This window comes from Kocuria sp. NPDC057446 (assembly GCF_042802875.1).
Lineage (GTDB): Bacteria > Actinomycetota > Actinomycetes > Actinomycetales > Micrococcaceae > Kocuria.
This window is the reverse complement of sequence record NZ_JBHVDI010000064.1, coordinates 1-18,584: the sequence shown is the minus strand read 5'-3', so window position 1 is coordinate 18,584 and position 18,584 is coordinate 1. Positions and strand designations below refer to the sequence as shown.

The following is an 18,584-nucleotide window of genomic DNA, read 5'->3' as shown; positions in this document are numbered from 1 at the left end:
GGACACGTGCCGGCGGGACGTGCCGGCGCGGTGCCGTCGGCGAGCACGGGTGCGGGGGATTTGCCAGGGAACACGCCGAGGACGTTCAATTGGTGGCGTAACCATCCGGAGCGGCTGAGAGACCTGGCTCGTCGACGTCGCAGCAACCGGCACGGATCCGCCTGATCCCCGTGCGAGGTGCTAATGCCAGGACCGATGGAGTTGATCATGAGCACCTCTCTGCTGAGCCCTGCGCCGTCCGCCTCGCCCGGCACCCCGAAGCGGGCGTTCTCCGTGGCCTTCGAGCACGTCGGCAAGGCCTTCCCGTCCGGTCGCGAGACGCACCACGTCCTGCAGGACGTCGACGTCACGGCCCGCCCCGGCGAGGTCCTCGCGATCCTGGGCCCCTCGGGGTGCGGCAAGTCCACGCTCCTGCGAGCCGCAGCGGGCCTCGACACCGCCTCCGCGGGCCGGGTCCTCATCGACGGCACCCCCGTGTCCGGGATCGACCCGCGCTGCGCGGTCGCCTTCCAGGAGCCCCGCCTGCTGCCGTGGCGCTCCGTGCGCGAGAACGTCCGCCTGGGCCTGCCCCGCGGAACGTCCCGGGACGAGGGCGACGCCGTGGTCGACGACCTGCTGCGCCTGGTCGGGCTCACCGCGCACGCGGGCCACCGTCCCCGCGCGGTCTCCGGCGGGATGGCCCAGCGCGCGTCCCTGGCCCGGGCCCTCGCCCGCAACCCCGGGGTCCTGCTGCTCGACGAGCCCTTCGGCGCGCTCGACGCCCTGACCCGGCTGAGGATGCAGGATCTCCTGCTCACGATCCACGCGGCCCAGCCCACCACCGTCCTGCTCGTCACCCACGACGTCGACGAGGCGCTGCAGCTCGCGGACCGGATCGTGGTCCTGGGCCGGACCGGGCCCACCGCTCCCGCCTCGATCAGCACGATCCTCGCCGTGCCCGGCGAGCGTCCCCGGGACCGGGCCTCCGAGGTCCTGGCCGAGCTGCGCGTGCAGCTCCTCGGCCACCTCGGCGTCGACACCCACCACCCCGCGACCCGCTGACGCGGCCCGCTCCCGCTTCCCTGCCCCGGACCGGTGACGGCGCCCGCCCGCGCCGCCCGGCACCGTCCGCCCACTCCGAAAGGCCCCGCCATGCCCCTGCCCCACCGCTCCGCCCGCACGATCCCCGCCCTCGCCGCCGCCCTGAGCCTCGGCCTGACCGGGTGCATGGCGGGTGAGGGCTCCGGGGAGGCACCCGCCGAGGCCGCCGGGGACGGCACCGTCCGCGTGGACTGGGCCACCTACAACCCGCTCTCCGTGGTGATCAAGGAGAAGCGCTGGCTCGAGACCGCCTTCGCCGAGGACGGGATCGACGTGGAGTGGGTGCAGTCCGCCGGGTCGAACAAGGCCAACGAGGCGCTGCGCGCGCAGGCGGTGGACATCGGCTCCACCGCCGGCTCCGCGGCGCTGCTGGCCCGCAGCAACGGCACCCCGATCCAGGTGATCGACCTCTACTCGCAGCCCGAGTGGTCCGCCCTGGTCACCACCGCCGACAGCGACGTGCAGGACGTCGCGGACCTCGAGGGCCGCACCGTGGCCGCGACCAAGGGCACCGACCCGTACTTCTTCCTGCTCCAGGCCCTCGACGAGGCCGGCGTGGACGCCGGGGACGTCACGATCCAGAACCTGCAGCACGCCGACGGACGCGCCGCCCTGGAGAACGGCCAGGTGGACGCCTGGTCCGGGCTCGACCCGATCATGGCCGCCGCGGAGGAGAACGGCGCGGAGCTGTTCTACCGCAACGTCGACTTCAACACCTACGGCTTCCTCAACGCCCACGAGAACTTCCTCGAGGAGCAGCCCGAGGCCGCCCAGACGGTGGTGGACGTCTACGCCTACGCCCGGGAGTGGGCGCAGGAGAACACCGAGGAGACCGCGCAGCTGCTCGCCGAGGCGGCCGGGATCGAGCTGTCCGTGGCCGAGAAGGTCCTCGAGCGCACCAACCTGGACATCGACCACGTGCCCGGCGACGAGCAGCTGGCGGTCCTCGAGAAGGTCGGCCCGATCTTCGTGGAGTCCGACGACGTGGCCGACCAGGAGCAGATCGACACGGCACTGGGAAGCATCGTGGAGAGCTCCTACGCCGAGAACGCCGACGCCGCCCGCGCGGCCGAGCTGATCGGGGCCGGGCAGTGACGCAGCCGCTGGCACCCGCCGAGGAGACGGAGCGCCCCGAGGACGCCGCCGCGCCGGCCTCCCGGCGGCGGCCGCTGCTGCGCGCCGGGCTGGGGCTGCTGCTGCCCGCGGCGCTGCTGGCGCTGTGGCACGTGCTGTCCACCGCCGGGGTGTTCAGCGCCGTGCAGCTGCCGGCCCCGCTCGCGGTGCTCGAGGCCGGGATCGGCCTGCTGGCCGGCGGGGACCTCTGGACCCACGTGGGGATCTCGACCCAGCGGGTGCTGCTGGGCTTCGCGATCGGCGCCGGGCTCGGACTCGTGGCCGGGTCCTTCATCGGCCTCTCCCGCTGGGGCTCCACCCTGGTGGGTCCCACGATCGGGGCGTTCCGCGCGGTGCCGTCCCTGGCGTGGGTGCCGCTGCTGCTGCTGTGGATCGGCCTCGGCGAGGACTCCAAGGTCACGCTCGTGGCCATCGGCGCGTTCTTCCCCGTCTACACCACCGTCTCCGCGGCCCTGCAGCACGTGGACCGCAACCTCATCGAGGCGGCGCGGGCGTTCGGGCTGCACGGTCTGCGCCTGCTCACCACGGTGCAGCTGCCGGCCGTCATGCCCTCGGTCATCTCCGGGCTGCGCCTGGCCCTGGCCCAGGCGTGGCTGTTCCTCGTGGCCGCCGAGCTGCTGGGGGCCTCGATGGGCCTGGGCTGGCTGCTGACCGACTCGCAGAACAACGGCCGCACCGACCGGCTGCTGCTGGCGATCGTGCTGCTGGCGGTGCTCGGCAAGGCCACGGACGCGCTGCTGGGCGTGTTCGAGAAGTGGGCCGCCCGGAAATGGGCCTGACACGTGCGCCTGGCACAGTGGAACCGTCGTCCGTGCCGGCAGGAAAGGACAGCAGCACCGTGAGCCTCAGCTGGAGCGACCCCCGCTCCCCCACCCCCAATCCCGCCCTGGTCTCGGACGAGAACCGGATCGCCTTCTGGGAGGCGCAGGCCTCGCGCCTCGACTGGGCGCGGCCGTGGACCACCGCGCACCGCTTCGAGGCGCCTCGGCGGATCGGCGAGGACGAGCACGGCGGCCCCACCTGGTCGGTCCCGGAGATCGCCTGGTTCGAGGGCGGCCGGCTCAACGTGGCCCACAACTGCGTGGACCGCCACGTCGAGGCCGGCCGCGGCGCCCACGTGGCCCTCTACTTCGAGGGCGAGCCCGGGGACCGGCTGGTCTACACCTACGCGGACCTGCAGCGGGAGGTCTCCCGCGCCGCCAACGCGCTGCTGGCGCTGGGCGTGGAGCAGGGCGACCGCGTGGTGATCTACCTGCCCGTCATCCCGGAGACCGTCATCATCACGCTGGCCTGCGCCCGCATCGGCGCGGTCCACTCGCTGGTCTTCGGCGGGTTCTCCGCCGAGGCGCTGAGGTTCCGCGTCGAGGACACCGGCGCCAAGGTCCTGGTGACCACGGACGGCCAGCACCGGCGCGGGGCCGTGGTGCCCGTGAAGGCCGTCGCCGACGAGGCCTGCGGGGGCGACAACGCGATCGAGCACGTCGTCGTCGTGCGCCGCACCTCGCGGCCGGGCCGCACGGACCTGCCGCGCGGCACCCGGGGCACGCACTCCAAGGAGGAGGACGCCGTCCCGTGGACGCGCGGGCGGGACGTGTGGTGGCACGAGCTGGTCGCGGAGCAGTCCGACGTGCACGTGCCCGAGGCCTTCGACGCCGAGACGCCGCTGTTCATCATCTACACGTCGGGGACCACCGGGCGGCCCAAGGGCCTGGTGCACACGATGGGCGGCTACCTCGTCCAGGCGGCGTACACGCACGCCCTGCTCTTCGACCTGCTGCCGGACGTGCCCGACGGCGAGGGGCGGCTGCGCCCGGACGAGCTGGCCACGGTCAACGACCCGGCGAAGGTCGACGCCACCGTGCACTGGTGCACCGCGGACCTCGCCTGGGTCACCGCGCACACCTACGAGATCTACGGGCCCCTGGTCAACGGCGTGTCCGAGGTGATCTACGAGGGCACCCCGAACACCCCGCACTGGGGCCGGCACTTCGAGGTCATCGAGCGCTACGGCGTCACCGTCTACTACACGGCGCCCACGCTGGTCCGCTCCCTGATGGGCGCGTTCCCGAAAGGGGTGCCGCCGCTCTACAACCTCAACTCGATCCGACTGCTCGGCTCCGTGGGCGAGTCCATCAACCCCCAGGCCTGGCGCTGGCTGCGCGCGCAGCTGGGCCGGGACGAGGTGCCGTTCGTGGACACGTGGTGGCAGTCCGAGACCGGCGCCACCGTGATGTCCCCCCGTCCGCACGACCCGCAGTTCGCGCCGCCCGGAACGTTCGACGACGACGCCCCCCACACCGCCCTGAAGCCCGGCTGCGCCACCCGCGCGGTGCCGGGGATCTCCACCCGCGTGGTCGACGAGGCCGGGGAGACGGTCCCGCCCGGGGTGCCGGGCTTCGTGGTGGTGGACCGGACCGGGCCGTCCATGGCCCGCACCGTGTGGAACGATCCGCAGCGCTACCTGAGCTCCTACTGGGAGGCCTACGCGGAGCAGGGCTGGTTCCTCGCCGGGGACGGCGCGCGCTGCGACGAGGAGGGCGACGTCTACATCCTCGGGCGCGTCGACGACGTCATCAACGTCTCCGGGCACCGGCTGTCCACCATCGAGATCGAGTCGGCGCTGGTCACCCACCCGTGGGTGGTCGAGGCCGGTGCCGCGCCGGTGCGCGACGAGCTGACGGGCCACGCGGTGCTCGCCTACGTGGTGCTGACGCCCGAGGCCGCCCGCGTCCCGGCGGACGAGCTGACCGCGGCGCTGCGCGAGCACGTGGCCCACGAGATCGGGCCGATCGCCAAGCCGCGGGCGGTCGTGGCGGTCCCGGACCTGCCGAAGACCCGGTCCGGGAAGATCACCCGGCGCCTGCTCGCGCAGCTGTGGGAGGGCGCCCCGCTCGGCGACCGGTCCTCGCTGCAGAACGAGGAGTCGCTCGAGCGCATCGCCGGCGTCCTGGCCGCCCGGCGGTAGGGCCCCGCCGCGCGGGGTCGCGTCCGGCGCTCCTCCGCCACGAGGGGTCGCTCTCTGCCGGAATGAGCTGCCCGTATCGGCAGGAAACGACCCCTCGCGCCGGCGCGGCGGCGGAGAACGCCCCCTCGGCGCGGCTCCGTGACGGCCCGTGACCCCCTCTGCAAGGACGTTGAGACTTGTGACGTCCCAGCCCGCACCGCCCCTAGGATGAATGCCGTGAACGACTCCCCCCGTCCCGCAGGCCCTGCCCGTTCCGTGCCGGAGCGGCTGTTGCCCGAGCTGCCGAACGCCGAGCTGAAGCTCGCGATGGCCGCCTCCGGCGCGCTCTTCTCGGGCTACGTGCTCGTGCACATGCTGGGCAACCTGAAGGTCTACCAGGGGGCCGAGAAGTTCGACGCCTACGCCGAGTTCCTGCGCACGGCCGGCGCCCCGGTGCTGCCGCGCGGCACGGTGCTCTGGGCGGCCCGCGGCGTGCTCGCCGGCGGCCTCGTGGTCCACGTGGGCGCGGCCGCGGTGCTCACCGCCCGGTCCTGGGCGGCGAACGGGACGCTGCTGCCGCGCACCGGCCGGCGCCCGCGGGGCCGGCGCCGCTCCCCGTGGACGGTCGCGAAGCGCTCGATGCGCAGCACGGGCGGGGTGCTCGGGCTGTTCACGCTCTTCCACGTGCTGGACCTGACCCTGGGCGCCCGGCCCGCCGCGGCCCGGGGGTTCGAGCACGGCAGCGCCCACGCCAACCTGGTGGCCAGCCTCTCCCGCCCGCCGGTGGCCGCCGCCTACGCCCTGTCCATGGCGGCGCTGGCCGCCCACCTGGTGCACGGCATCCCCGAGATCGCCAACGACCTCGGCGTGGCCGGCGACCGGCGGCGGCTGCGGATCGCCGCGAACGCCTTCGGCGCCGCCGTGGCCGCCGGCAACACCACGATCCCGGTGGCCGTGCTGACCCGCGCGGTCCGCTGAGCCCCGTGGCCGCCCGCCCCCGCCGGCGGGACGACCTGCGGCAGGACGACCTGCGGCAGGGCCGGGCAGCGCCCGGCGAACGAGCACGAGACGACCTCCGACGAGACGACAAGGACCCGAGCGAGTGAGCACCTTCTCCCTGACCGTGGACGTGTGGCGCCAGCCCTCCCCGGAGGAGCCGGGGGACTTCACGGCCTACGACGTCCCGGACGCGAGCCCGGACATGACCGTGCTCGACCTGCTCGACCGGATCAACGCGCAGCTGTCGGCCGCCGGCGAGGACCCGGTGGTCTTCGACGACGGCTGCCGCGAGGGGATCTGCGGCAAGTGCGGGGTGACGGTCGACGGCGTGGCGCACGGCCCGGAGCGCAACGCCGCGAGCTGCATGCAGCACCTGGGGGCCTACCGGGACGGGGACCGCGTGCGCATCGAGCCGCTGCGGGCGTCCTCCTTCCCGGTCAAACAGGACCTCTCCGTCGACAAGAAGGCGCTGCGCCTGGTGGCCAAGGCCGGCAAGTTCCCCGTGGCGATGAAGGCCCTGGCCAACGGCGGCTGCATCAGCTGCGGGGCGTGCGTGGCGTCCTGCCCCAACGGGTCCGGTCAGCTGTTCGTGGGCACCATGCTCAAGGAGCTGCCTCCGCTGGCCAAGGACGACGCCGAGCGCCGGGAGCGGTCGGCCAAGGTGATCGAGGCGTCCGAGGAGCAGTTCGGCCCCTGCTCCCTGCTGGGCGACTGCGTGGAGGTCTGCCCGGCCGGACTGCCGATCGAGAACCTCTCCGCAGTGGCGCAGGAGTACCTGCGCAACCGCTTCCCGCGCCGGGGCGGGAACACGCCGGACCCCGGATGACCCGGCGCAGCGCGCCTTGCCGCTCCCGGGCGTGACTGCTACCTTTCGGGCACGTCCCCGAGACCGTGAGGTGCATCACATGAGCGAGCGCTCCGGAAACATAGTCCCCGAGCAGGGCGAGTTCGACTACGAGCCGGACGACCGGGAGCCCGCGCGGGCGCCGGCGCGGACCTGGATGCTGCGGGGCCTGGGCCTGCTGCTGGCCCTGGTGGTGTGGTTCCTGCTCGGCGGCGCGGACGTCTCCGCCGACGCCCGCGTGGTGGGGGCGGTGGCCACCCTGATGGCGGTGTGGTGGATGACGGAGTCCATCCCGCTGTCGGTGACCTCGCTGCTGCCGATCGTGCTGTTCCCGGTGCTGACCGCCCTGGAGGTCTCCGAGGTCACGGCCCCCTACGCGAATCCGATCGTGTTCCTGTTCCTGGGCGGGTTCCTCATCGCGATCGCCATGCAGAAGTGGAACCTGCACCGCCGCATCGCCCTGCTCACCCTGCGCCGGGTGGGCACCCACCCCCGCCAGATCATCCTCGGGCTGATGATCTCCACCGCGTTCCTGTCCATGTGGGTGTCCAACACGGCCACCACGCTGATGATGCTGCCCATCGGGCTGTCCGTGCTGACCCTGGTGGTCGAGAACAGCCGCAAGGGCGGCACCCGCGCCGAGGCCGAGGCCATGGGCGAGGACATCCGGGGCGGCAAGGCCATCAGCGACGTCATCGACGACCGCGACGTGCGCCTCTTCGGCGTCGCCCTGGTGCTGGCGATCGCCTGGGCCGCGACCATCGGAGGGCTGGGCACCCTGCTGGGCTCCCCGCCCAACGCCATCGTGGCCGGCTACATCAGCGAGGAACTGGGCCGCACGGTGGGCTTCGCGCAGTGGATGATGCTCGGTGTGCCCATCGTGATCGTGTTCATCGGTCTCGCCTGGCTGATCATCACCCGCGTCATCTTCCGCTTCGACCTGGCCGAGGTGCCCGGGGGCAAGGAGCTGATCAACGAGGAGATCGCCGCCCTGGGCACCATGAGCAAGGGCGAGAAGACCGTGCTGGCCGTGTTCGTCCTCGCGGCGTTCTGCTGGATCGTCCCCGGGCTGCTGGCCGGCATCGGCAACCTCGGCGAGCAGCTTCCCTGGTTGGACCTCTTCGACGACACGGTGGTCGCCATCGGCGCCGGCGTGCTGCTCTTCCTGCTCCCCGGGGACAAGCAGGGAAACATGACCCTGGAGTGGAAGGACGCCGAGGAGGGCCTGCCGTGGGGCGTGCTGCTGCTCTTCGGCGGCGGTCTCTCGCTGGCCGCCGCGGTGGCCGGCACCGGCCTGGACGCCTGGTTCGGTGAGCAGGTCACCGGGCTCGGGGCGCTGCCGATCGTGCTGCTGCTCGCGGCGGTGGTCACGATCGTGCTGCTGCTGACCGAGATCACCTCCAACACCGCCACCGCGGCCACGTTCATCCCGATCCTCGGCGGGGTCGCCGTGGGCATCGGGGTGGACCCCATGACGCTGCTGATCCCGGCCGCGCTGGCGGCCACGTGCGCGTTCATGCTCCCGGTGGGCACCCCGCCCAACGCCATCGTCTTCGCCACCGGCCAGGTCAAGATCGCCGAGATGGTGCGCGGCGGCATCGTGCTCAACATCGTGGGTGTCATCCTGATCACCATCTTCACCGTGCTGATCGGGCCCTTCGCCCTGGGCCTGGTGATCTAGCCCGCTCGAGGCGCGAGCCGGGGTCCGTGGCGTCCACGGGCCCCCGGCTCGCGCCGCCGGACGGATCAGGCGGGCGGACCGGCCGCACGGCTCAGGGGGCGGTGGTGCACCGGGCCAGCACGGCCTGCGTGAACTCCTCCGTGCTCGCCGTCCCGCCGAGGTCCCCGGTCAGGGTGCCGCCGGCCATGGCCCCCTCGAAGGCGGACTCGAGGTGCCGGGCCGCCTCCTCCTCGCCCAGGTGCTCCAGCATCAGGGCCGCCGCCCACATCGTGCCCACGGGGTTGGCGATGCCCTGCCCGGCGATGTCCGGGGCAGACCCGTGCACCGGCTCGAACATGGACGGGTGGTCCTTCTCCGGATTGAGGTTGGCGCTGGGCGCGACCCCGATCGAGCCGGCGGCCCCGGCGGCGAGATCGGAGAGGATGTCCCCGAAGAGGTTGGACGCGACCACCACGTCGACGCTCCGCGGCTTGAGCACCATCCGGGCGGCGAGCGCGTCGATGAGGACCTTCTCGACGGTCACCCCCGGGTACTCGGCGACCGTGGCCGCCACCACCTCGTCCCAGAACGGCATGGTGTGGATGATGCCGTTGGACTTCGTGGCCGAGACGAGCCGCCCGGAGCGCTGCTGGGCGAGCTCGGCGGCGTAGCGGGCGATGCGGGTGACGCCGGTGCGGGTGAACACGGACTCCTGGACGGCCATCTCCTCGGGCCGGCCGCGGTAGAGCCGCCCGCCCACCTCGGAGTACTCGCCCTCGATGTTCTCGCGGACCACCACGAGGTCCAGCTCGTCGAGCCCGCGCAGGGGGGAGGTGACTCCGGGCAGGATCCGGATCGGCCGGAGGTTGACGTACTGGTGGAACTCACGGCGGATCGGGATCAGCAGACCCCACAGGGTCACGTCGTCGGGGATGTCCGGGGCGCCCACCGCCCCGAGCAGCACGCCGTCGCCGGAGGCGAGCTGCTCGATGCCGTCCACGGGCATCATCCGGGCGTGGGCCCGGTAGTGGTCGGACCCCCAGTCCCGCTCGCGCCAGTCCACGGTGAAGCCGTGCGTCCGCGCCAGCGCGTCGACGCAGCGCAGCGCGGCCGGCATCACCTCCAGGCCGATCCCGTCGCCGGCGATCACGTCGATCGTGTAGTGCCGTGTTCTCGTCACGAGGTCCTCCGCAGCGTCGTGGGCGCGGGCAAGGCGGCCGCCTTCCGCGCATGGCGCAGATCATAGCGGGCGGCCACCCCGCCCGGCCGAGGCCGGGGGACCAGGTGGCGCGGGACGTCCCGGGACAGCACAATGGGAGGCAGCCATCCCGAGCGGCCGAGAGACCTGGATCGACGACGCCGCAGCAACCGTGGTCGACGTCGCAGACCGCACGGTGCTACCGCCAGGACCGATGGAGCACCGCACCCCCCGGCACCCCCGCCGGGCCCGTCCTCCGCCCGGGACCGTCCAGCGGCACCACTCGCACGAGGAGTTCTCCCCATGGCCGACCACCAGTTCGGGTTCCGCACCCGTGCCCTGCACGCCGGGGGCACCCCCGACGCCGAGCACGGCGCCCGTGCGGTCCCGATCTACCAGACCAGCTCGTTCGTCTTCAAGGACGCCGACGACGCCGCCAACCTGTTCGCCCTGCAGAAGTACGGCAACATCTACTCCCGCATCGGCAATCCGACCGTCGCGGCGTTCGAGGAGCGCATCGCCTCCCTGGAGGGGGGCATCGGCGCGGTGGCCACCGCCTCCGGCATGTCCGCCGAGTTCCTGGTGTTCGCCGCGCTCGCCCAGGCCGGGGACCACATCGTGGCCTCCGCCCAGCTCTACGGGGGCACGGTCACCCAGCTGGACGTCACCCTGCGCCGCTTCGGGATCGAGACCACGTTCGTGCCCGGCACCGACCCCGCCGACTACCGGGCGGCGGTGCGCCCGGGGACCAAGGCCGTCTACACGGAGGTCGTGGCCAACCCCTCCGGCGACGTCGCGGACCTGGAGGACCTCGCCGCGGTCGCGCACGAGGCCGGCGTGCCGCTGGTCGTCGACTCGACCATGACCCCGCCGTACCTGGTCCGCCCCATCGAGCACGGCGCGGACATCGTCATCCACTCGGCCACCAAGTTCCTGGGCGGGCACGGCACCACGCTGGGCGGCGTCGTCGTCGAGTCCGGTCGGTTCGACTGGGCGAACGGCAACTTCCCGGCCATGACGGAGCCGGTGCCGACGTACAACGACGTCACCTGGTGGGGGAACTTCGGGGAGTACGGGTTCCTGACCCGGCTGCGCACCGAGCAGCTGCGGGACATCGGCCCCGCCCTGTCCCCCCAGTCCGCGTGGAACCTGCTCCAGGGCGTGGAGACGCTGCCGCAGCGCATGGACGCGCATCTGGCCAACGCCCACGCCGTCGCGCGGTGGCTGGCGGAGGACCCGCGCGTCTCCTACGTCAACTGGGCCGGGCTGCCGGACCACCCCCACCACGACCGGGCCCGGAAGTACCTGCCGCTCGGCCCCGGCGCCGTGTTCGCGTTCGGGGTCTCCCCCACGGACCGGCTCGGCGGGCGGGAGGTCGGCGCGCGGTTCATCGAGAAGCTGCAGCTGGCCAGCCACCTCGCCAACATCGGCGACGCCCGCACCCTCGTGCTGCACCCGGCCTCGACCACCCACCAGCAGCTGAGCGCCGAGCAGCTGCTCCAGGCCGGGGTGCGGGAGGACCTCATCCGCCTGTCGGTGGGCCTCGAGGACGTCGAGGACATCCTCTGGGACCTGGACCAGGCCCTCACCGCGGCCACCGGCCTGTCCCGGGAGGCCACCGGCCCCGCCGGCGGGGCCACCGCCGGCGCCGCCACGGCGACCACGACCGAAGGAGTGCTCCGATGACCCCCGAGACCCGCACCTGGACGGGGCCGAGCGCGCCCGAGCGGCTGCAGATCCTGCACGGCACCGAGTCGATCGCCATCGTGGGCGCGTCCGACAAGCCGTCCCGCGCCTCCTACTTCGTCTCGACCTACCTGCTGTCCTCCTCGCCGTACCGGGTGTACTTCGTCAACCCCGTGCTGCAGGAGATCATGGGCCGGCCGGTCTATCCGTCCCTGGCGGACCTGCCGGAGACGCCCGACGTGGTCGACGCGTTCCGGCGCCACGACGACCTGCCCGGCGTGGCCCGCGACGCCGTGGCGGTCGGGGCGAAGACCCTGTGGCTGCAGCTGGGCTCCTGGCACGAGGAGGCCGCCCGGATCGCCGAGGAGGGCGGGCTCACCGTGGTCATGGACCGCTGCGTGAAGATCGAGCACGCCCGTTTCCACGGCGGCCTGCACCTGGCCGGCTTCAACACCGGCGTGGTCTCGGCGAAGCGCCAGGTCCTGGCCTGAGACGGGCCCGGGGCCTGGCCCGGATCTGCTCCGGACGACGGACGACCCCGGAAGCCTGGCGCTTCCGGGGTCGTCCTCGTTCCGGGGGCGGACCGCTACACGCGCTCGAGCACGAAGCGCACGTCGGCCTTCAGGCTCTGGCTGACCACGCAGTAGCGCTCCGTGGCCCGCGCGAGACGCTCGAGGCCGGTGTCGTCGAGGTCGGCGTCCACCCGGGCGGTCACCACGACGTCCTGGACCCCGACGGGCACGGACCGGTCGACGCCGAGGGTGCCGCGGGCGTCGAACATCCCGTCCGCGCTCAGCTCGGCCGAGCGCACCTCCACGCCCATCGCGGTGGCCACGCTGCGCAGGGTCACGCCGGCGCAGGCCAGCAGCGCGTCGAGGAGCATGTCCCCGGAGCAGGCATCGCTGCCGTCCCCGCCGGTGGCGGCGTGCGGACCGCCCCGCACGGGCCCCGCCCAGGTGTCGACCGTGCAGGTCAGTCCGGGGTCCCGGAAGTCCCCGCGGGAGTGCAGGGGCGTGCGGGCCGCCGCGGGCGCCTCCCGGTAGCGGTCCTTGAGGGGCGCCTGGAGCTGCCGGAGCTCCCCGGCGGTCATCTGGGTTCGAGATTCCATGAGGCCACTGTAGAGCGTCCGGCGCGGACGGCACCACGCGGGGCGCCCGCGCCGGACGGTCTCAACGGAGGGTCTCAGCGGACGCGCTCGACCGCCCGGTCCTCCCAGTAGGCACGGGTGGTCACCACGTCGGTGCCGTCCCACGCGCCGAGCCCGGACAGGCCGGGGACGTCGCCGCTGTGGAAGATCGGCTCGAGCCCCTGCTTGCGCTGGGCCTCGTAGTTCCGGAGCACCCGCACGGCCACCCCGGCGAGCAGCACCAGGGCCACGAGGTTGATGGTCGCCATGAACGCCATGAACAGGTCGGCCAGGGACCAGACGAGGTCCAGGGCCAGCACGGCGCCGCCGAAGACGAACACCAGCACCAGCACGCGGTAGGCGGTCATCGCCGCGGGCGAGCCGGTGAGGAAGCGGATGTTGGACTCGCCGTAGTAGTAGTTGCCGATCACGGACGTGAACGCGAACAGGAAGATCGCCACGGTCAGGAAGTGCACCGCCCAGTTGCCCAGCTGCAGGGCCAGCGCGGACTGGGTCAGGGACGCGCCCTCCCGTCCGCCGAACTCGGGGTCGGACAGGAGCACGATGAACGCGGTGATCGAGCAGATCAGCCAGGTGTCGAAGTACACGCCGAGCGCCTGCAGGAAGCCCTGCTTCGCCGGGTGGGACACGGAGGCGGTGGCGCCGGCGTTGGGGGCCGAGCCCATGCCGGCCTCGTTGGAGAACAGGCCGCGCTTCATGCCCTGGATGATCACGCCGATCAGCCCGCCGGTGACGAACTCGCGGATCCCGAAGGCGCCCTGGAGGATCTGGCCGAGCACCGCGGGGACCTCGCCGAGGTTCAGGACGACCACGAGCAGGCCCAGCCCGATGTAGAGCACCGCCATGATCGGGACCACGATCTCGGAGACCGCGGAGATCCGGCGGATGCCCCCGAAGATGATCGCGGCGGTGAGCCCCACGAGCACGGCGCCGACCAGGATCCGGAACCACAGGGTCTCCGCGGCCGCGATGTCGATGTTCAGGGAACCGCCCAGGGCGTCCACGATCGAGTTGGACTGCACGGAGTTGAAGACGAACCCGTAGGTCAGGGTGATGACGACGGCGAAGAGCAGTCCCATCCAGCGCGCGCCGAGACCGCGCTCCATGTAGTACGCGGGCCCGCCCACGTAGCCGGTGGGCGCCTTGATCTTGTAGAGCTGGCCCAGCAGGGACTCCGTGAACGCGCTGGCCGCGCCGATGCCGGCGATCACCCACATCCAGAACACCGCGCCCGGCCCGCCCAGGCTGATGGCGATCGCGACGCCGGCGATGTTGCCGGTGCCCACGCGGGACGCGGCGGAGACGGTGAAGGCCCGGAACGCCGAGATGCCCTTCTTGCCGTCCTCGGCCAGACCGGGCTTGTCGCCCAGCACCCGGAACATCTCCGGGACCAGCCGCAGCTGGACCACACCGGTGCGGACGGTCAGGTAGAGGCCCACCCCGATGAGGATGGCGAAGACCACGTTCCACACCCAGCCGCCGAGGGTGCCCACGAGATCGGTGACGAGTTCCATTGCAGCTCCGAACTGTGACGACGCGGGCCCCCGGCGTGGGGTCTGCGGGGTCCGCGTGAACGACCGGGCGCAGCGGTTGCGCGCCCCGACGGAACTCTAGTGGACGTGATGCGCGTCTCCACCCTCCGCGCGCGCCGGGGCGGCGGCCCGCAGGTGCCGGGGCGGCGGCCCGCAGGTGCCGGTCGCCGCCGGCCGCCGCCCCGCGGGCTCAGATCACGCGCACGGCGCCCTTGTCGGCGGAGGTGACCATCGAGGCGTAGGCCCGCAGGGCCTTGGAGACCTGGCGCTCGCGCGGCTTCGTGGGGTACCACGGGGCGGGGCCCCGGGACTGCCGGCGGGCGGCCAGGACGGCGTCGTCCACGTTCACGCGCAGCACGCGCCGGGCGACGTCGATCTCGATCTCGTCGCCGGTCTCGATGAGGCCCACGGCGCCGCCGGCGGCGGCCTCCGGGGAGATGTGCCCGATCGAGAGGCCGGAGGTGCCGCCGGAGAAGCGGCCGTCGGTGATGAGGGCGCACTCCCGGCCGAGGCCGAGACCCTTGAGGTAGGAGGTCGGGTAGAGCATCTCCTGCATGCCCGGACCGCCCTTGGGGCCCTCGTGGGTGATGACCACGATGTCGCCGGGCTGCACGTTCTTGGACAGGATCTCGAAGACGGCCTCGTCCTGGGACTCGACCACGAACGCCTTGCCGACGAAGTGGAACAGCTCCTCGTCGATGCCTGCGGTCTTGATGACCGCCCCGTCCTCGGCGATGTTGCCGTAGAGGATCGCCAGGCCCCCGTCCTGCGTGTAGGCGTGCTCCACCGAGCGGATGCAACCGTCCTCGCCGTCGAGGTCGAGGGACTCGAAGGTGTTGGCCGTGGAGAACGCCTGGGTGGTCCGGACCCCGCCGGGCGCGGCGAGGAACAGCTCCTGCGCCCGCTCGGAGGCCCTGCCGCTGCGGACGTCCCACTCGTCCAGCCAGGTGGCCAGGTCCGGGGCGTGCACGGTGTGCACGTCCTCGTTGAGCAGGCCCGCGCGGCGCAGCTCGCCGAGGATCGCGGGGATGCCGCCGGCTCGGTGCACGTGCTCGATGTGGAAGCGCGTGGAGTTCGGCGCGACCTTGCACAGGCAGGGCACCCGGCGGGACAGGGCGTCGATGTCCGGGAGGGTGAAGTCCACCTCGCCCTCCTGGGCGGCGGCGAGGATGTGCAGGATCGTGTTGGTGGACCCGCCCATGGCGATGTCGAGGGCCATGGCGTTCTCGAACGCCGCCTTCGTGGCGATGTTGCGCGGGAGCACGGACTCGTCGTCCTTCTCGTAGTACCGGCAGCACAGGTCCACCACCCGGCGGCCGGCCTCGAGGAAGAGCTCCTTGCGGGCCACCTGGGTGGCGAGTGTGGTGCCGTTGCCGGGCAGGGACAGGCCGAGGGCCTCGGTGAGGCAGTTCATGGAGTTGGCGGTGAACATGCCCGAGCAGGACCCGCAGGTGGGGCAGGCGTTGCGCTCGATCTGGGCCAGCTGCTCGTCGGTGACGGACTCGTCCACGGCCATGGACATCGCGTCCACGAGGTCCAGGCGGTGCTCCACGACGCCCTCCACGGCCTCGCCGGACTCCATGGGCCCGCCGGAGACGAAGACCACCGGGATGTTCAGCCGCAGCGCGGCCAGGAGCATGCCGGGCGTGATCTTGTCGCAGTTGGAGATGCACACCAGTGCGTCGGCCCGGTGGGCGTTGACCATGTACTCCACGGAGTCCGCGATGATGTCGCGGGAGGGCAGGGAGTACAGCATGCCGTCGTGGCCCATTGCGATGCCGTCGTCGACCGCGATGGTGTTGAACTCCTTGGCCACGCCCCCCGCCTCCCGGATCGCCGAGGCCACGAGGTCGCCCATGTCCTTGAGGTGCACGTGGCCCGGCACGAACTGCGTGTAGGAGTTGGCGATCGCGACGATCGGCTTCCCGAAGTCGTCGTCGCCCATCCCGGTGGCGCGCCACAGGGCGCGGGCGCCGGCCATGTTGCGGCCGTGGGTCGAGGTGCGGGAGCGGAGGTGGGGCATGGCGGAGCTGGGTCTCCTCGGTCGGTGATGTCCGGTGGCGGGGCGGGCGGGGCGCGAGCCGCGGAGCGCCCGGGCCGGCCGCCGGCGGTCCGCCGTCCAGAATACGCTTTTCGACCGCAACGTCCTGCTGGGCGGACGCGCGTCTCACGATGTGGCCGGGCCATCCGGGCGGCCTCCTACACTGGGGCCAGCCGCGCAGCCCTCAGGAGGAGCCGACCATGAGCCATCCCTCGACACCCCCACGGCCGGACGACGGCGCCGCGTTCAGCGTGGACCTGCAGGACGCCGTCGACCCGCTGGTCATGGCCCTGGACGTGGGCTCGACCGGCAGCCGGGGCGGTCTGCACGACGCCACGGGGACCCCGGTGCTGGGCTACCGGCACAAGATCGAGCACGAGTTCAGCACCGCCGCGGACGGGACCTCCGTGATCGACCCCGACCAGGTGACGGACGAGCTCGCGGCGATCCTCGACCTCGTGCTGGCCGATCCCGCGCTGGCCGGCCGGGTGGCGGGCGTCGCCCTGGACACCTTCGCGTCCTCGCTGGTGGGCGTCGACGACGACGGCGCGGCGGTCACCACGTGCTTCACCTACGCGGACTCCCGGTGCGCCGAGCAGCTGGCCGGACTGCGCGCGGAGCTCGACGAGCCCGCCGCCCTGCAGCGCACCGGCGCCCGGCTGCACACCTCGTACCTGGCCCCGCGGCTGCGGTGGCTGCGGGAGACGGACCCGGACGCGTGGGAGCGGGCCCGGCGCTGGATGTCCCTGGGCGAGTACGTGCACCTGCAGCTGCTGGGCACCGCGCGCGCCGGGACCGCCACGGCCGCGTGGACCGGGATGCTGGACCGCCGCACCGGCCGGTGGGACGAGCCCCTGCTCCTGGCCTGCGGGCTGGACGCGGAGCAGCTCAACCCGCTGGCCGATCCGCACGAGCCCCTCCCGGACGTCGCGGCCTCCGTGGCCGAGCGCTGGCCGGTCCTGGAGGACGCGGCCTGGTTCGCGCCCGTGGCCGACGGGCTGAGCGCCAACCTGGGCACGGGCGGGACCGACGCCTCGACGATGGTCGTCTCCGCGGCCACCTCGGGGGCCGCGCGCGTGCTGCTGCACCACGTCCCCGAGCGGGTGCCGGCCGGGCTGTGGTGCTACCGCGTCGACGCGCGCCGGTGCCTGCTGGGCGGGGCCCTCAACGACGTCGGCCGGGCCCTCGCCTGGCTCGAGCGCACGGTCGTCCTGCCGGAGGACACCACGCTGCAGGACGTCGCCGAGGCCGACACCGCCGAGCGCACCCCGGTGGTGCTGCCCTTCTTCACCGGCGAGCGCTCGACCGGATGGGCAGGCGGCGCCCGGGCGGTGCTGGCCGACGTGACCGCCGCGTCCACCGGAGCGGACCTGGCGCGGGGCGTGCTGGAGGGCGTGGCCGCCTCCTACGCGCGCGTGGCCGATGAGCTGGAGGACGTCGCCGGCGGCGTGGAGCGCGTGGTGGCCTCGGGCAGCGCGTCGCAGGACGTGCCCGGGCTGATGCAGATCCTGGCCGACACGCTGGGCAAGCCCGTGACGAGGGCCGAGTTCAAGCGTGCCACGCTGCGCGGAACCGCCCTGCTCGCCCTCGAGGTGCTGGCTCCGGACGTGGAACGGGCCCGCCCGCCCTACGGGCCGGAGCACCAGCCGGTGGCCGGTCGCGCGGAGCACTACCGCGCCGTCCGCGCCCGCTTCGAGGAGCTCTACGGGGCGGTCGTCGGCTCCTGACCCGCCGAACGCACCGGTCCCCGGGGGCCCGAGCGACGGGGCAACGGGGCAACGGGGCAACGGGGCAACGGGGAACGGTCCGCTTGGCGTCGCCTGGTCGGCGGCCGGGCGTTTCCTCACAGGGGGACACAAAGGTGTACCTCCGCGAATACCGTGGCTCCGGCCCGGACGCCTTCCTACCGTAGAGCCTGTGGGTGCGGAGGCGCGCTCCGGCCGGAGCCGGAGCCTCCGATCCCACGCCCCCCGCACCCCCGCACGGAAGGAACCACGATGGAGGACTCCCTGGGCCGGGATCAGGCCGTCGGACTGCAGCAGGCGCTCGAGCGGGCGTCGATCGGGCACCGCCGGCTCTGGGTCCGCTACCTCTATCTGGGCGGGACGGCCGGCGAGCTCGAGGTCGGCGCGTATCTGCACCGGTGCCTGGACCTGCCCGCCCGGGAGCGGGACCTGCTGAGCTGGGCGGCCAACACCCTCCTCGACCGCCGCTACCACCCGCGCGTGCCCTCGAGCGCCGACCTCCTGCGCCACGGGACCGGCCGCGGCGCCCCGGAGCGCACCGCCTGAGCGGACGCCCCCCCGATCCGCCCCGGGG

At 73.1% G+C, this 18,584-nt stretch carries 15 protein-coding genes and 1 riboswitch; of the genes, 11 read left to right on the top strand and 4 right to left on the bottom strand.

From position 1 onward, the window contains the following. Positions 1-98 precede the first annotated feature (98 nt). Positions 99-202, top strand: a riboswitch (SAM riboswitch). A gap of 5 nt (positions 203-207) precedes the next feature. From ACFU0Y_RS09660 to ACFU0Y_RS09630, 7 genes are all read left to right on the top strand, one after another. Next, the gene (locus ACFU0Y_RS09660; protein ID WP_380214273.1) at positions 208-1,041 is read left to right on the top strand and encodes an ABC transporter ATP-binding protein; all 834 of its coding nucleotides are present in this window, start codon (positions 208-210) and stop codon (positions 1,039-1,041) included. Between the two features lie 90 nt (positions 1,042-1,131). Further along, positions 1,132-2,175, top strand: coding sequence for an aliphatic sulfonate ABC transporter substrate-binding protein (locus ACFU0Y_RS09655; RefSeq protein WP_380214272.1), 1,044 nt, complete (start codon positions 1,132-1,134; stop codon positions 2,173-2,175). Continuing rightward, complete coding sequence (locus ACFU0Y_RS09650) at positions 2,172-2,993, top strand: ABC transporter permease (protein ID WP_380214271.1); 822 nt, start codon at positions 2,172-2,174, stop codon at positions 2,991-2,993. Before ACFU0Y_RS09655 ends, ACFU0Y_RS09650 begins: the two co-directional genes overlap by 4 nt. Then, complete coding sequence (locus ACFU0Y_RS09645) at positions 2,984-5,179, top strand: AMP-binding protein (RefSeq protein ID WP_380214270.1); 2,196 nt, start codon at positions 2,984-2,986, stop codon at positions 5,177-5,179. The genes ACFU0Y_RS09650 and ACFU0Y_RS09645 overlap by 10 nt, the downstream gene beginning before the upstream one ends. Before the next feature lie 207 nt (positions 5,180-5,386). Beyond that, positions 5,387-6,136, top strand: a complete 750-nt coding sequence (locus ACFU0Y_RS09640) for a succinate dehydrogenase (protein WP_380214269.1) — start codon at positions 5,387-5,389, stop codon at positions 6,134-6,136. A gap of 124 nt (positions 6,137-6,260) precedes the next feature. Continuing rightward, positions 6,261-6,983 (top strand): succinate dehydrogenase/fumarate reductase iron-sulfur subunit, encoded by a 723-nt coding sequence (locus tag ACFU0Y_RS09635; protein ID WP_380214268.1) that lies wholly within the window; start codon positions 6,261-6,263, stop codon positions 6,981-6,983. Positions 6,984-7,062: 79 nt separating this feature from the next. After that, entirely contained in the window at positions 7,063-8,682 is a 1,620-nt protein-coding gene (locus tag ACFU0Y_RS09630; protein ID WP_380214267.1) for an SLC13 family permease, read from the top strand. Between the two features lie 91 nt (positions 8,683-8,773). Here the strand turns inward: ACFU0Y_RS09630 and ACFU0Y_RS09625 are convergent, their stop codons facing one another. Further along, positions 8,774-9,841, bottom strand: a complete 1,068-nt coding sequence (locus tag ACFU0Y_RS09625) for a tartrate dehydrogenase (RefSeq protein ID WP_380214266.1) — start codon at positions 9,839-9,841, stop codon at positions 8,774-8,776. Between the two features lie 321 nt (positions 9,842-10,162). Between ACFU0Y_RS09625 and ACFU0Y_RS09620 the strand changes: the two genes are divergently transcribed. Next, positions 10,163-11,545 carry an O-acetylhomoserine aminocarboxypropyltransferase/cysteine synthase family protein gene (locus tag ACFU0Y_RS09620; protein ID WP_380214265.1) on the top strand — a complete coding sequence of 461 codons (1,383 nt, stop codon included), beginning with the start codon at positions 10,163-10,165 and terminating at the stop codon, positions 11,543-11,545. Then, positions 11,542-12,036 (top strand): CoA-binding protein, encoded by a 495-nt coding sequence (locus ACFU0Y_RS09615; RefSeq protein WP_380214264.1) that lies wholly within the window; start codon positions 11,542-11,544, stop codon positions 12,034-12,036. Before ACFU0Y_RS09620 ends, ACFU0Y_RS09615 begins: the two co-directional genes overlap by 4 nt. Before the next feature lie 95 nt (positions 12,037-12,131). On the opposite strand, the gene ACFU0Y_RS09610 is transcribed toward ACFU0Y_RS09615, so the two are convergent. The 3 genes from ACFU0Y_RS09610 to ilvD form a co-directional block, all read right to left on the bottom strand. Then, a complete protein-coding gene (locus ACFU0Y_RS09610) occupies positions 12,132-12,653 on the bottom strand; it encodes an OsmC family protein (RefSeq protein WP_380214263.1) in 522 nt (173 codons plus the stop codon). 74 nt (positions 12,654-12,727) lie between these two features. Next, positions 12,728-14,206 (bottom strand): alanine/glycine:cation symporter family protein, encoded by a 1,479-nt coding sequence (locus ACFU0Y_RS09605; protein WP_380214262.1) that lies wholly within the window; start codon positions 14,204-14,206, stop codon positions 12,728-12,730. Between the two features lie 208 nt (positions 14,207-14,414). Continuing rightward, on the bottom strand, positions 14,415-16,247 hold the full coding sequence (gene ilvD / locus ACFU0Y_RS09600; RefSeq protein ID WP_380214261.1) for a dihydroxy-acid dehydratase: 1,833 nt from the start codon (positions 16,245-16,247) through the stop codon (positions 14,415-14,417). A gap of 218 nt (positions 16,248-16,465) precedes the next feature. On the opposite strand from ilvD, the gene ACFU0Y_RS09595 reads away from it, so the two are divergent. Both ACFU0Y_RS09595 and ACFU0Y_RS09590 read left to right on the top strand, forming a co-directional pair. Beyond that, positions 16,466-17,992, top strand: coding sequence for a gluconokinase (locus ACFU0Y_RS09595; RefSeq protein WP_380214260.1), 1,527 nt, complete (start codon positions 16,466-16,468; stop codon positions 17,990-17,992). 270 nt (positions 17,993-18,262) lie between these two features. After that, entirely contained in the window at positions 18,263-18,556 is a 294-nt protein-coding gene (locus ACFU0Y_RS09590; protein ID WP_380214259.1) for a hypothetical protein, read from the top strand. The last annotated feature ends 28 nt before the right edge of the window (positions 18,557-18,584 follow it).